General features: G+C 65.4%; 11 protein-coding genes. 4 read left to right on the plus strand and 7 right to left on the minus strand.

The window, feature by feature from the left end; all coding sequences use genetic code 11:
• Positions 1-59 precede the first annotated feature (59 nt).
• Entirely contained in the window at positions 60-992 is a 933-nt protein-coding gene (locus XI06_RS38065; RefSeq protein WP_271607677.1) for a LysR family transcriptional regulator, read from the minus strand.
• 104 nt (positions 993-1,096) lie between these two features.
• Between XI06_RS38065 and XI06_RS38070 the strand changes: the two genes are divergently transcribed.
• Together XI06_RS38070 and XI06_RS38075 are read left to right on the plus strand one after the other, a co-directional pair.
• Entirely contained in the window at positions 1,097-2,272 is a 1,176-nt protein-coding gene (locus tag XI06_RS38070) for a CoA transferase (protein WP_237871921.1), read from the plus strand.
• On the plus strand, positions 2,269-3,213 hold the full coding sequence (locus XI06_RS38075) for a hydroxymethylglutaryl-CoA lyase (RefSeq protein WP_237871919.1): 945 nt from the start codon (positions 2,269-2,271) through the stop codon (positions 3,211-3,213). The genes XI06_RS38070 and XI06_RS38075 overlap by 4 nt, the downstream gene beginning before the upstream one ends.
• A 167-nt stretch (positions 3,214-3,380) precedes the next feature.
• Here the strand turns inward: XI06_RS38075 and nikR are convergent, their stop codons facing one another.
• Together nikR and XI06_RS38085 are read right to left on the minus strand one after the other, a co-directional pair.
• The gene (gene nikR, locus XI06_RS38080) at positions 3,381-3,830 is read right to left on the minus strand and encodes a nickel-responsive transcriptional regulator NikR (protein WP_237871917.1); all 450 of its coding nucleotides are present in this window, start codon (positions 3,828-3,830) and stop codon (positions 3,381-3,383) included.
• 180 nt (positions 3,831-4,010) lie between these two features.
• On the minus strand, positions 4,011-6,467 hold the full coding sequence (locus XI06_RS38085) for a heavy metal translocating P-type ATPase (RefSeq protein WP_271607678.1): 2,457 nt from the start codon (positions 6,465-6,467) through the stop codon (positions 4,011-4,013).
• Positions 6,468-6,517: 50 nt separating this feature from the next.
• Between XI06_RS38085 and XI06_RS38090 the strand changes: the two genes are divergently transcribed.
• Positions 6,518-6,793, plus strand: a complete 276-nt coding sequence (locus XI06_RS38090; protein ID WP_007598521.1) for a metal-sensitive transcriptional regulator — start codon at positions 6,518-6,520, stop codon at positions 6,791-6,793.
• 39 nt (positions 6,794-6,832) lie between these two features.
• Here the strand turns inward: XI06_RS38090 and XI06_RS38095 are convergent, their stop codons facing one another.
• Positions 6,833-7,792: a YiiX/YebB-like N1pC/P60 family cysteine hydrolase gene (locus XI06_RS38095; RefSeq protein WP_237860808.1), complete on the minus strand. Its 960-nt coding sequence runs from the start codon at positions 7,790-7,792 to the stop codon at positions 6,833-6,835.
• Between the two features lie 189 nt (positions 7,793-7,981).
• Here XI06_RS38095 and XI06_RS38100 point away from each other — a divergent pair, with 189 nt between their 5' ends.
• The gene (locus XI06_RS38100) at positions 7,982-9,370 is read left to right on the plus strand and encodes a flavin monoamine oxidase family protein (RefSeq protein WP_271607679.1); all 1,389 of its coding nucleotides are present in this window, start codon (positions 7,982-7,984) and stop codon (positions 9,368-9,370) included.
• Positions 9,371-9,374: 4 nt separating this feature from the next.
• Here the strand turns inward: XI06_RS38100 and XI06_RS38105 are convergent, their stop codons facing one another.
• The 3 genes from XI06_RS38105 to pheS are packed head-to-tail and all read right to left on the minus strand — an operon-like array spanning position 9,375 to position 13,652.
• The gene (locus tag XI06_RS38105) at positions 9,375-10,145 is read right to left on the minus strand and encodes a sulfite exporter TauE/SafE family protein (RefSeq protein WP_271607680.1); all 771 of its coding nucleotides are present in this window, start codon (positions 10,143-10,145) and stop codon (positions 9,375-9,377) included.
• A 19-nt stretch (positions 10,146-10,164) separates the two neighbouring features.
• A complete protein-coding gene (gene pheT, locus XI06_RS38110) occupies positions 10,165-12,573 on the minus strand; it encodes a phenylalanine--tRNA ligase subunit beta (RefSeq protein WP_271607681.1) in 2,409 nt (802 codons plus the stop codon).
• Positions 12,570-13,652 (minus strand): phenylalanine--tRNA ligase subunit alpha, encoded by a 1,083-nt coding sequence (gene pheS / locus XI06_RS38115; RefSeq protein WP_271607682.1) that lies wholly within the window; start codon positions 13,650-13,652, stop codon positions 12,570-12,572. Before pheS ends, pheT begins: the two co-directional genes overlap by 4 nt.
• Between the last annotated feature and the right edge of the window lie 8 nt (positions 13,653-13,660).

The raw sequence follows: 13,660 nt of genomic DNA on the forward strand, positions 1-13,660 counted from the left end.
TCGATGGGAGCGTTCGAGATTTTCGAAGGCGAGGGAGCGCACTACCGTCGCGGAGGTAGCTACCCCACCAGCTCCGCCTGCCAGCCGCCGCTGCGCACCTGTTCCGCGATCAGCGCCAGCATCAGCCGCCGCATCTCCTCCATCGCGTAGGTCATCGGGCGGTTGCGCAGGCGGCAGAGATAGAGCGTGCGGGTCAGTTTCGGGTCGATCACCCGGCGCGCGACCAGGCGCCCTGCGGCGAGCTCCTCCCGCGCGAACAGCTTTGTCGCGATGGTGCAGCCGAGCCCCTCCACCAGCGCGCCGGTCATGCCGGTGATCGAGTTGGCGTGCAGGATGGCGCCGCCCTCCAACCGCTTGAGCAGAACGGGATCGTCAAGCAGCGCGCGCGAGGACAGGCCGAGGCCGTAGCGCAACAGGATCAGCGGCAGCCGGCTCAGCTCCTCGAAGCGGATCGGAGTTTTGGTCTTGCCGACCAGCTTGGGAATGCCGACCAGGAACATCTCCTCTTCCAGCACGGCCTCCGTGATCAACTCCTTCTCCGAGGGCGGATTGTAGGCCAGCGCCAGATCGACGTTGGAGATCATCAGATGCATCAGCGTCGCGCCCGACAGGCTCTCGGTGAGCGATAGCTTCAGCTTGGGATATTTGGTCAGCACCGTGCGCATCAGCTCGACGCCGATCGCCTTGACGCCGGAATTGGCCATGCCGATGGAGATCTCGCCGGCGATGACGCGCGCGCCCTCGCGCACCTCGGTCTCGGCTTCCGCCATCGCGCGCAGGATGATGCGGGCATGCTCGTAGAGCCGCTCGCCGGCCGCGGTCGGGTCCATGCCGCGCGACTTGCGCTCGAACAAAGGCGTTGCGAACTCGGCCTCCAGATTCGAGATATGATGGCTGAGCGCGGATTGCGCGACATTCACCTGGTCCGCCGCGCGCGACAGGTTCCGCTGCTCGTAGACGGCGATGAAGTAGCGGAGCTGGCGCGAATCCATGGGGGTCCAGCGTTCTAGAACTGCGAAGGCATTCTTCGACAGATTATATTTTTAAGAAGGCTTGTGAAGACTTAGTCTCTTAGACCAACGAACAGGAGTGCCGCATGGCCGAAACCGGATTGCCGCTCGAAGGCGTGCGGGTTGTCGAGATGACCCACATGGTGATGGGCCCGACCTGCGGCATGATCCTCGCGCAGTTGGGGGCCGAGGTCATCAAGGTCGAGCCGCCGGCCGGTGACAAGACCCGCTCCCTCGGCGGGATGGGCACGGCGTTCTTCCCGCTGTTCAACCGCGGCAAACGCAGCGTCGTCCTCGACTTCGAGAAGGCTAAGGACCGCGACACCATGCACCGGCTGCTCGCGACGGCCGATGTGTTCCTGGAGAATTTTCGCGATGGCTTGCTCGAGAAGCAGGGGCTTGGCGCCGAAGAGTTGCGCCGCCGGCATCCGCATCTGATCGTCGCCGGCCACAAGGGCTTCCTGTCCGGCCCTTATGAGCATCGTCCCGCGCTCGACGAGGTCGTGCAGATGATGTCGGGTCTCGCCGCCATGACCGGCACGAAGGAGAAGCCGCAGCGCGTCGGCTCCTCCGCCAACGACATCATGGGCGGCATGTTCGGCGTGATCGCGATCCTGGCCGCGCTCTATCAGAAGCGCGGGGGAAAGCGCGATGGCGCAGACATCCGCATCGGCCTGTTCGAGAACTGCCTGTTCCTGGTCGCCCAGCACATGGTCGAATACGAGATGACCGGCAACAAGCCGCGCTCGATGCCGGAGCGCGAGCATGCCTGGCCGATCTACGACATTTTCGATGCCGCCGGTGACGGCCGCATTTTCATCGGCGTCGTCACCGAGGGCCATTGGCAGGCGTTCTGCCGCGAGTTCGGCCTGAGCGAGTTTCTCGATGACCCGAGCTTGCGCACCACCACCGATCGCATCCTGGCGCGGCCACGGATCCTTCCGCGCGTGGCCGAGATCATCCGGCAGCAGGACGTGGCGGAGCTGTCGCAAAAGCTCGACGCCCTCAACATCTGTTTCTCGCCGATCAACCGGCCCGAGGATCTGCTCACCGACCCGCACGTGCTGCGGCCCGGCGGGCTCGTCACCAACATCACCGCCGACGGCAAGCCGTTCCATGTGCCGACACTGCCCCTCGAATGGAACGGCAGTTATTTTGGCGAGGGCCTGAAGGTCGCGCCGCTCGGCGCCGACACCCCCGCCGTGCGTGCCGAGATCGACGACAACGACGTCACGTCAAAAGCCGCTGGGAGGCGCGCATGAGCCGGATTGAGACGATTTATCCCGCGGATCGTGTGAGCTTGCGCGAGGTCGGTCTGCGCGACGGGCTCCAGCTCGTGAAAAAGTTTCCGTCGACCGACGCCAAGCAGCGCTGGGTGCGCGAGGAATATGCCGCCGGCGTCAGGCATTTCGAGGTCGGCTCGTTCCTGCCGGCAAAGACCTTTCCGCAATTCGTCGATGTCCGCGATGTGATCGGAACGGTGGCGAGCCTGCGCGGGGCCCACGGCATTGCGCTTGCGCTCAACGAGCGCGGGGTCAACGAGGCGCTGGCTTCAGGCGTTGGCGAGATCGCTTCGGTAGTGTCGGCGACCGAGGAGCACAGCCAGGCCAATGCGCATCGGTCGCGCGACTCCGCGATCGCCAACATCAAGCGGCTCTGCGAGTTGCGCGATGCCAGTGCCCACAAGCCGCTGGTGAACGCAGCGATCTCGATGGCGCTGGGCTGCTCGATCACCGGCGCGGTCGATCCGAAGGAGGTGCTGCGCCTGGTCGACAAATGCCTGGAGGCCGGCGTCGATTTCGTCGCGATCGCCGACACCGTCGGCTACGCCGGGCCGAAGCAGGTCGGTGAGCTGTCGCGCGCCGCTGTGAGGCTCGCAGGTTCAAAGCCGATCTGCATCCATCTCCACGACACCCGTGGCATGGGCATCGCCAACGCTGCCGCCGCGCTGGACGAAGGCGTCCGCATCCTCGACGGCTCGCTCGGTGGCCTCGGCGGCTGCCCCTTCGCGCCCGGCGCGACCGGGAACGTCGTGTTCGAGGACCTGGTGTTCCTGTGCGAGAGCAAGGGATTTGCGACCGGGATCGATCTCGACCGGCTGATCGCCGTTCGTAAGATCCTGCGCGAGGAAATGCCGGACGAACAGCTTTACGGAGGCTTGGCGCGGGCAGGTTTGCCCGGTGGGAGAGCGAAGGCGGCGTGAGGTTCTTTCTCGACGGTGGCGTATCGTAGGGTGGGCAAAGCGAAGCGTGCCCACGTCTTCTATCCATCATTGAGAGATCGTGGGCACGGCGCAAGTACGCCTTTGCCCACCCTACGATTCCGGACGAGTTGTGAGATACGTCTCACCCAACCGTCTTCGCGGCAAACTCACTCATGCCGATGGCCATGCCCGTGCTTCCGCACCTTCGGCTTCCCGTCCCCCGTCGGAATCATCACCACGCGGCCATAGCGTACGCCACGCTCTGCGATGATGTGATCGGCGAAATGCCTGACTTCTGTCGCATCGCCCCTCAGCGCCGTCATCTCCATGCAATTGGAGTCGTCGAGATGGACATGCAGGGTTGCGAGCGCGAGATCGTGATGGCCGTGGAATTCCTGCACCAGGCGCTTCGAGAGGTCGCGCGCGGCGTGATCGTAGACATAGACGAGGCCAGCGACGCAGGGGCCGCCCTGCGCGGTGTCCTCGCTTGATTGCTGAAGCCCGGCGCGAGCGAGGTCGCGGATGATCTCGCTGCGGTTCTGGTAGCCGCGCGCCTCGGCCGCGGCATCGATCTCCGCCAAAAGATCGTCCTCGATCGTGATCGTAATCCGCTGCATCAGATCCTCTCCGCGGGCTTCTTACCTCGCCCCGCTTGCGGGGAGAGGTCGGAATTCGAGCGTAGCTTGAATTCCGGGTGAGGGGGACTCTCCGCGAGTCTCACTCGCAGTGAAACCGTGGAGATAGCCCCTCACCCCGGCCCTCTCCCCGCAAGAACGGGAGAGGGAGAGCAGTCACTATCACAGCCGCGTCGCGCGCAGCCGCAGCGCATTCCCGACCACGCTGACCGAGGACAGCGCCATCGCAGCCGCCGCGATGATCGGCGAGAGCAGCACGCCGAAGGTGGGATAGAGAATGCCGGCGGCAATCGGGATGCCGGCGGCGTTGTAGATGAAGGCGAAGAACAGGTTTTGCCTGATATTGCTCATCGTCGCCTGCGACAGTTTTCGCGCCCGCACGATGCCGGTGAGGTCGCCCTTGAGCAGCGTGACGCCGGCGCTTTCCATCGCCACATCTGTGCCAGTGCCCATGGCGATGCCGACTTCGGCGGCGGCCAGCGCCGGCGCATCGTTGACGCCGTCGCCGGCCATGGCGACGCTGCGTCCGGCCTTTCGCAGCCTGGCCACCACCGCGCTCTTCTGGTCCGGCAGCACTTCGGCCTCGACATCGGCAATGCCGAGCCGCCGTGCGACCGCTTCCGCCGTGGTGCGGTTGTCGCCGGTCAGCATGATCACCTTGATGCCTTCGTCGGCGAGCGCCTTCAGCGCGTCAGGGGTCGAAGCCTTGACGGGATCCGCGATCGCGAACAGGCCGGCAAGCTTGCCGTCGACAGCCATGTTGATGACGGTGGCGCCGTCACCGCGCAGGCGTTCGGCTTCACTGTCGAGCGCCTTGGTGTCGATGCCGATCGAGGTCAGGTACTTTGCGTTGCCGAGCACGATGCTCTTGCCATCGATCTTGCCCGTCGCACCCTTGCCCGTCGGCGAATCGAACTCTTCGACCTGACCGAGCGCGAGCTGCTTCTCCTTCGCCGCGCGCATGATGGCGTCGGCGAGCGGATGCTCGCTGGCGCGTTCGACGCTCGCCGCAAGTCGAAGGATGTCATTCTCGGCAAGACCTGATGCCGGCACGATCGCCACCACCTTGGGCTTCCCCTCGGTCAGCGTGCCCGTCTTGTCGACTACCAGCGTGTCGATCTTCTCCATCCGCTCCAGCGCCTCGGCGTTCTTGATCAGGACGCCGGCCTGCGCGCCGCGGCCGACGCCGACCATGATCGACATCGGGGTCGCGAGGCCCAGCGCGCAGGGGCAGGCGATGATCAGCACGCTCACGGCAGCAACGAGACCAAAGGCCAGTCGCGGCTCCGGCCCGAACCAGGCCCACGCCACGAAGGCAGCGATGGCGACGGCGATCACCGTCGGCACGAACCAGCCGGCGACTTGGTCGGCCAAGCGCTGGATCGGCGCGCGCGAGCGCTGCGCATCCGCGACCATCTGCACGATCTGCGACAGCAGCGTTTCGCGGCCGACCTTGTCGGCGCGCATGATGAAGCTGCCCGATTGATTGAGCGTGCCGGCGATGACCTTGGCGTCGACCTCCTTGGTGACGGGCATGGATTCGCCTGTTACGAGGGATTCATCGAGCGACGAGCGTCCTTCCAGGATGATGCCGTCGACCGGCACTTTCTCGCCGGGACGAACACGCAGGCGATCGCCGGCATGCAGCGTGTCGATCTCGACCTCATGCTCGCTGCCGTCAGCATCGACGCGCCGCGCGGTCCTGGGTGCGAGCTGCAGCAGCGCCTTGATCGCGCCAGATGTCGCGTCGCGGGCGCGCAGCTCCAGCACCTGGCCGAGCAGCACAAGGACGGTGATGACGGCGGCTGCTTCGAAATAGACAGCGACGGCGCCCCCATGGCCGCGGAAGGTGTCGGGGAAAATCTGCGGCGCGATGGTGCCGAGCAGGCTGTAGACATAAGCAACGCCGGTGCCCATCGCGATCAGCGTGAACATGTTGAGATTGCGCGTGAGCAGCGACTGCCAGCCGCGGACGAAGAACGGCCAGCCGGCCCAAACCACAACGGGGGTGGCGAAGACGAGCTGGATCCAGTTCGATATCGTCGGGTCGATCCAGTTGTGCGGACCGGCGAGATGGCCGCCCATCTCCAGCACCACGGGCGGCAGCGCGAGCGCGCCGCCGATCCAGAAGCGCCGCGTCATGTCGGCCAGCTCAGGATTGGGTCCGGTCTCCAGACTCGCGACCTCCGGCTCCAGCGCCATGCCGCAGATCGGGCAGCTGCCCGGTCCGACCTGGCGAATCTCCGGATGCATCGGGCAGGTGTAGATGGTCCCTTCAGGCATCTCCGTCTCGGGCGCTTTCTCCTTCGCAAGATATTTTGCGGGATCGGCAGCGAATTTGGTGCGACAGCCGGCCGAGCAGAAATGGAAGGTCTCGCCGTTGTGCTCGAAGCGGTGCTTGGAGGTCGCGGGATCGACGCTCATGCCACAGACGGGATCGAGGACCTTGGCGGAAGCGCCGCCGTGATCATGATGATGGGCATGGTCGGCGTGATCGCCGTGCCCGCCGCAGCAGGACGAAGCCGCGGGCTGGGGAGCAGGCGCGGTCGCCTTTGCGGAACAGCCGCAGCCGGATTGTGTGTTCCGGTCGTGATGATGCCTGTGATCCGCGTCGCTCATTCCTGCACTCCGGCCTTGAAACCTATACCCGGTAGGGGTATATAGGCCCCATGCGCAAGGACATCAAGGCATCTGTTGGAAAACGCCTCGGCCGGATCGAAGGCCAGGTTCGCGGCCTCTCGAAAATGGTAGAGGAAGACCGCTACTGCATCGACATCGTCACGCAGATCTCGGCGGTGCGCGCCGCGCTGCGCCGGGTCGAGGAAGAGGTCTTGAAGGATCACGTCGCGCACTGCGTCGAGCACGCGATTGCCAGCGGCGACAAGGCGGATCAACGCGAGAAGATCGCGGAGCTGATGGCGGTGATCGGGCGGGCGGAGCGGTAGGGGAGGCTGTCTCGACGGTGGTAACGGGACGACAACGGATTATGCCGCCCGCTCTCTCGTGCGACCACGGCGTCTAGGCCGATACGCAGCGATCCTCTGTAGCAGCGGAAACCGCGCGGGGACTGGATCGGCGCTCACTTGCTCAGTCGAAACTTCAACCTGCGCTTCTTCGTCAACCGCTTCAGGAACGAGCGGCGGCGCACGGAGCGCTTCTGGAAACACACCGAATGAGCCCGCTACCTCCTCGAGCGGCTTTTGCTTGTCGGCCCAGTGCAGGGCTGTGTAGTCGAAGCCGTGCACGATGGTGGGTTTGACCACTTCGAAATAGGGCGAGATGTCGAAGTCGCGGGGCATGTAGAGCGAGGAATCGCGGATGTGCAGGATCTCGCGGCGGGCGGCGCGGCTGCCGGCCTTGGTGATCTTCGGCAGGATCGGATAGCGCACGGCGTCGAAAGCCTGCGCGATCAGCGCCGAGCAGATGATCTTGGTCGGATCGCCCGAGCCGAGCGCGATCATGCGCCGTCGCCAGCGCTGTGGCACCGGCAGCGGGAACAGGAAACGCATCAGGTCCAGGATGTTCTTGGTGTCGTAGCCGAAGCCGATGCGGTTGATCGCATAGCGGCAGACCGTGTTGCGGTCCTCGTAGGACAGCCCGACGGGACGGCAGAGGCGGGTATGATAGGGGAAATATTTCGACAGCGGCGCCGAGGTGACGCCCTCACCGATATTGGCCTCGATCAGCACATGCGGTTCGCCGTCGGGCTCGACCGCACCTTCGACCGGGCCGACATAGAGCGCGGCGTGCGACCAGGTCGACTGCGTCAGATATTTGATGATGCCGGAGATGCGATTGTTGCCCTCGACCAGCATGACGTCGCCGGGCTGGATCACGCCGCGCAGATGCTCAGGGTCGCTGGGCGTGAACGGCTCATAGCCCGGCACCTCTTTCGAGAGGTACGCGGCTATCACCTTTCCGACTGAATCTAGGACCGTCCCCATGAACTCCCCCGGGCCTTTCTGGCCGTCTTTTTCTTTACATCTGTATCATGGTCGAAACCTGTTGCAATTCGGTTCATGGCTCTGTGAGTTCAAGCACGATTGATTCACCATGATGGTTGCTGCGCAACATCAGATGCGGCAAGGTTCGCGGGCTGTTCCCGTTCGTCGCAAGTCTCCGGAAACCATGACATGACAATCACGCGCCGCAGCTTCCTATCGGCGTCGGTGGCCTTTGCCGCAGCGCCGGTCCTGCGCGCAACGGCCGCGCCCTTGCCACGTGAGGCTGACATTGTCGTGATCGGCGCGGGTGCGGCTGGCATCGCTGCAGCGCGGCGCGTCATGGCGGCCAATCGCAGGGTCGTGGTGGTGGAAGCGGCGTCGCAGGTCGGTGGGCGCTGCATCACGGATACGGTCACCTTCGACGTGCCGTTCGATCGCGGCGCGCGCTGGATGCACAATCCCGACACCAATCCGATGATTCGGCTCGCGCGTAGCGCCGGGCTCGATGTTTCTCCCGCGCCGTCGGGCCAGAAGATGCGCATCGGTCGCCGCAATGCGCGCGCGGGCGAGACCGAGGAGTTTCTGGCGGCGCTGGTGCGCGCCAACAGGGCCATCGACGAGGCCGCGCGCGGCAAGCTCGATACGTCCTGTGCGTCGGTACTGCCGAAGGATCTCGGCGACTGGGCAGGCGCGGCGGAGTTCTTGCTCGGCGCGGGCTTTGCCGGCAAGGATTTGAAGGAGCTGTCGGCGATCGACAAGGCGCGCGCGCAGGACCGCAACGCCCCGATCGCCTGTCGTCAGGGCCTGGGCACCCTGATCGCCAAGCTCGGTGAGCAGGTGCCCACAGTGCTTTCGACGCCGGCCAGCCGGATCGTCTGGAGCAATCGCGATGTCAGCGTGGAGACGCAAGCCGGCAAGATCGCCGCGCGCGCCGCCATCGTCACGGTTTCGACCAACGTGCTCATGTCGGGTGCGTTCAAGTTCGCGCCTGATATCCCCAAGCGCACGCTGGATGCGGCGTCCAAGCTCACGCTCGGCAGCTACGATCACATCGTGGTGCAATTGCCGGGCAATCCGCTCGGGCTGTCGCGCGACGACATCCTGATCGAGCAAAGCAACTCCACGCGCACCGCACTGATGTATGCCAATATCGGCGGCTCTTCGCTGTGCTCGATCGACGTCGGCGGCTCGTTCGGCCGCGATCTCTCGGCGCAGGGCGAGAGCGCGATGACGGCGTTTGCGAAGGAATGGATCTCAAAACTGTTCGGCAGCGAAGCGGCGGCCGCCGTGCAGAAGACTGTCGCGACGCGTTGGAACGCTTCGCCCTACGTCATGGGCGCGATGTCGGCGTCCTCGCCCGGCGGCCAGCTCTCGCGAAAGATCTTGACCGAGCCGATCGGCAATGTGTTCCTCGCCGGCGAAGCCACGCATGAGACGTTGTGGGGCACCGTCGACGGCGCCTGGGACAGCGGCGAGCGCGCCGCGGACGCCGCGCTCCGCAAGATCGGCGCGCTGAAGGACGAGCCGGCCGATGTGCCGACGCAATCGACGAAGCGGCGGCGCGCGCCGCGGCGGTAGGCGATTAGCGCAACACCTTGTCCAGCACCGGCAGCCCCGTGATTACCGCGATCGCGATCAGGGCGTAGCAGATCCGGCGAAACACCGTCTCACTCGCGCGGCCGAACAGCGAGGCGCCGAAAGCGACGCCGATGGCATAGACCGGGCCGACGATCAGCGAAAGCACGAGCGATTCGCGCGAGATCAGGCCTGATGTGGCATAGCTGACCATCGAGAAGAAATCCGAGGCGCCGAAGAACAGCAGGATGTTGGCGCGTGCCACGATCGAGGCAATGGGCCGGCCGAGCCAGTAGCCGACGATCGGCGGGCCGCCGGTCTGCGCCAGGCCGCTACAGAAGCCGGAGAGACCGCCGATGCCGACCGAGAGCCAGGCGTGGTCCTTGCCGCGGTAGCGCCAGCCCGACAGCAACAGAAGCAGCAGCGCGGTGACGAAGCAGGAGATGATCCAGCGCGTGGTGACGGGCTCGAGCACGCTGAGGAAATAGGTGCCGATGGGTACGCCGACCAGCGCGCCGAGCACGATCACGGCGGTCGCCTTGCGATCCGCGTTCCGCCAGGCGTCAGGCAGCAGCGGCGCGGCGGCAACGAAGTCGATGACGAGAAGAAGTGCCGCCACAAGCCGCGGGGCTGCGATGCTGCTCGCGAGCGGCATGAAGATCAGCGCAGAGCCGAAGCCCGAGAAGCCGCGCGCGGTGCCCGAAACGAAAGCGACGGCGCAAAGCGCCATCGCGATGGTGAGACTGACGTCCTTCGGGAGGAAGTCGGTGATACTCATGCCCTGTCATTCCAGGGCGTCACGCCCTCAACGTACCGCCGGTCTTCTTCGTGACCTCCGCCACGATCTTCGCGGCAACGGCTTCGATCTCCTGATCGGTCAGCGTCTTCTCGCGCGGCTGGATGGTCACCGCGATGCCAACGGACTTCTTGCCGTCGTCCATGCCCTTGCCCTCGTAGACGTCGAAGACGTTCACGCCGGTGATCAGCTTCTTGTCGACACCTTGCGCGGTGCGGACGATGTCGCCGGCCTTGACAGTGCGGTCGACGATGAAAGCGAAGTCGCGCGACACGGGCTGGAATGCCGAGAGCTCGATCAGCGGCTTGGCGCGGGTCGGTTTCTTCTTGGCTTCCGGGATGCGGTCGAGGATCACCTCGAACACCACGAGCGGGCCGTCGGCGCCGAGCGCTTCCAGCGCACGCGGATGCATCTCGCCGAAATATCCGAGCACGTTCTGCGGCCCGATCTGGATCGTGCCGGAGCGGCCCGGATGCAGCCAGGCGGGACCGCCGGCGACGATCTGCAGTGCCTGCATCGGCGCGCCGGCCGCAGCCAACACGGCGAGCGCATCGGCCTTGGCGTCGAACACGTCAGCCTGCGCCGAGCCCGACCAGTGCCGTCCCAGCCCTTCCGATGACGCAAGGCCGCGGCGCACGCCGCTCGCCGCCATGAACTGATCCTGCGGGCGATCGCCCCTGAACAATTGCCCGACCTCGAACAGCACGACGTCACCATAGCCGCGGTCGGCATTGGCTTGTGCGGCCGCGACCAGACCCGGCAGCAGGCTCGGCCGCATGTCGGAGAGGTCAGCGGCGATCGGGTTCGCCACTTCCAGCTCGCGCTGGCCGCCGCCGAACAATTGTGCCGCAGTCTTCGTGATGAAAGACCACGTCACCGCCTCGGTCATGCCGCGGCTCGCCAGTGCGCGCCGGGCGCGGCGGGTGCGTAGCTGCAGCGGCGTCAGCACCGATTTGCGCGCGTCCTCACCGCGCTCGAACGGCGTCATCGGCACCTTGTCGACGCCGTAGATGCGGACGACTTCCTCGACAATATCAGCCTTGCCATGCACGTCGGAGCGCCATGAGGGCACCGCGACCTTCACGACGGGGCCGGGCCCCGCCATCATGAAGCCGAGATGGGTCAGGATGCGCCTCATCTCCGGCATCGGCACCTCGATGCCGGAAAGACGCTTCACCTCGGTGACAGGGAAATCGATGATGCGGTCATCGCCGAAGGTCTTGCCGACCACGACGTTCTCCGACGGCGTGCCGCCGCACATCTCCATCACCAGCTTGGTGGCAAGCTCGAGCCCGGGCAACATGAAGGCCGGATCGACGCCGCGCTCGAAACGGTAGCGCGCATCGGAGTTGATCCCGAGCTTGCGGCCGGTCTGAGCGATGTTGATCTCGTTCCAGAGCGCCGACTCGATCAGCACGTCAGTGGTGGTCTCGTCGCAGCCCGAGGCCTCGCCGCCCATGATGCCGGCGAGCGATTCGACGCCGTGCTCGTCCGCGATCACGCAGATCGATGGATCGAGATTGTAGGTGCGGCCGTCGAGCGCGAGCAGCGTTTCGCCGTCGCGGGCGTGCCGCACGACGAGGTTGCCCTTCACTTTCTTGGCGTCGAACACGTGCAGCGGGCGCGCGCGGTCGTAGGTCATGAAGTTGGTGATATCGACCAGCGCATTGATCGGGCGCAGCCCGATCGCCGTCAGCCGCTTCTGCAGCCATTCCGGCGACGGGCCGTTCTTGACGCCGCGCACGAGGCGCAGGGCAAAGCCCGGGCACAGATTGGCGTCCTCGACCGTGACCTTCACGGGACAAGGGAATTCGCCCTTGATCGGCTTGATGCCGGGGTCCTTGAATTTGCCCATATCGGCAGCCGCGAGATCGCGCGCGATGCCGTGCACCCCGGTGCAGTCCTGCCGATTCGGCGTCAGGTTGATCTCGATCACGGGATCGCCGAGCGCGGCCCATTCGGCGTAACCAGCGCCGACAGGCGCGTCGGCCGGCAGCTCCATGATGCCGTCATGATCGTTGGAGATCTGCAGCTCGGCCGCCGAGCACAGCATGCCGCGACTCTCGACGCCGCGGATCGTGCCGACACCAAGCGTGATGTCCTTGCCGGGAATGTAGGTGCCGGGCGGTGAGAACACGCTGACAAGCCCGGCGCGCGCATTCGGCGCACCGCACACCACCTGCACCGGCGCGCCACCGTCCCCGGTGTCGACCATGCAGACGCGCAGGCGATCGGCATTGGGATGCTGCTCGGCCGAGATCACCTTCGCGATGGTGAACGGCTTGAGCGCCTTCGCCTTGTCCTCGATGTTCTCGACCTCGAGCCCGATCATGGTGAGCTTCTCGGCGAGCTTCTCCAGCGACTCGTCGGTGTCGAGATGATCCTTCAGCCAGGAGAGGGTGAATTTCACGAGCTCAGCCCTCCCGCGAGTGTCGGCACTTCGAGCGGCTTGAAGCCGTAATGGCTCAGCCAGCGGACGTCGCTGTCGAACAGCTGGCGGAGATCGGCGATGCCGTATTTCAGCATGGCGATGCGGTCGATGCCCATGCCCCAGGCAAAGCCCTGGTACTCGTCGGGATCGATGCCGCAGGCGCGCAGCACGTTCGGATGCACCATGCCGCAGCCGAGAATCTCGAGCCAGTCCTCGCCCTCGCCGAAGCGGATCTCGCCCTTGTCGCGGCGGCACTGGATGTCGACTTCCAGCGACGGCTCGGTGAACGGGAAGAACGAGGGACGAAAGCGCATGTTGATGTGGTCGACCTCGAAGAATGCCTTGCAGAACTCGTGCAGGATCCATTTGAGGTGGCCGAGATGCGAATGCTTGTCGATGACGAGGCCTTCGACCTGGTGGAATTGCGGCGTGTGGGTCGCATCCGAATCGATGCGATACGTGCGGCCCGGGCAGATCACGCGGATCGGCGGCTTCTGGCTCAGCATCGTGCGCACCTGCACCGGCGAGGTGTGGGTTCTAAGCAGCATGCGTGAGCCGTCCTCCTTCGGATGGAAGAAGAACGTGTCGTGCATCTCGCGCGCCGGATGGCCTTCCGGGAAATTCAGCTTGGTGAAGTTGTAGTCATCGGTCTCGATGTCTGGACCTTCGGCGACCGAGAAACCCATGTCGGCGAAGATCGTGGTCAGCTCGTCCCAGACCTGGCTGAGCGGATGGATGCGGCCGGCCTCAGCCTGAGCATCCCTCAGCGGCTGCGTGACGTCGACGGTCTCGGACGCGAGCCGCGCATCGAGCGCCGCGGACTTCAGCACGTCGCGCCGTGCGGCGAGCGCCCCGGTGACCTTGTCCTTGGCATGGTTGATCGCCGCGCCTTGCATCTTGCGCTCGTCGGGCGACATCTTGCCGAGCGTGGCCAGCAGCGCCGAAATCGAGCCCTTCTTGCCGAGGGCTGCGACGCGCACCGCTTCGAGCGCGGCTTCATCGCCGGCGGCGGCGATCTGGTCGAGGATGGATGTTTCAAGCGTTGCGAGGTCGGACACAGTCAAAT

The organism is Bradyrhizobium sp. CCBAU 11434 (assembly GCF_028128895.1).
GTDB lineage: Bacteria > Pseudomonadota > Alphaproteobacteria > Rhizobiales > Xanthobacteraceae > Bradyrhizobium > Bradyrhizobium zhengyangense.

Bases quoted from the DNA above. Each gene is read 5' to 3' on its own strand.
- XI06_RS38065 (WP_271607677.1), bottom strand. From the start codon at position 992: ATGGATTCGCGCCAGCTCCGCTACTTCATCGCCGTCTACGAGCAGCGG.
- XI06_RS38075 (WP_237871919.1), top strand. From the start codon at position 2,269: ATGAGCCGGATTGAGACGATTTATCCCGCGGATCGTGTGAGCTTGCGC.
- nikR (WP_237871917.1), bottom strand. From the start codon at position 3,830: ATGCAGCGGATTACGATCACGATCGAGGACGATCTTTTGGCGGAGATC.
- XI06_RS38085 (WP_271607678.1), bottom strand. From the start codon at position 6,467: ATGAGCGACGCGGATCACAGGCATCATCACGACCGGAACACACAATCC.
- XI06_RS38095 (WP_237860808.1), bottom strand. From the start codon at position 7,792: ATGGGGACGGTCCTAGATTCAGTCGGAAAGGTGATAGCCGCGTACCTC.
- XI06_RS38100 (WP_271607679.1), top strand. From the start codon at position 7,982: ATGACAATCACGCGCCGCAGCTTCCTATCGGCGTCGGTGGCCTTTGCC.
- XI06_RS38090 (WP_007598521.1), top strand. From the start codon at position 6,518: ATGCGCAAGGACATCAAGGCATCTGTTGGAAAACGCCTCGGCCGGATC.
- XI06_RS38070 (WP_237871921.1), top strand. From the start codon at position 1,097: ATGGCCGAAACCGGATTGCCGCTCGAAGGCGTGCGGGTTGTCGAGATG.
- XI06_RS38105 (WP_271607680.1), bottom strand. From the start codon at position 10,145: ATGAGTATCACCGACTTCCTCCCGAAGGACGTCAGTCTCACCATCGCG.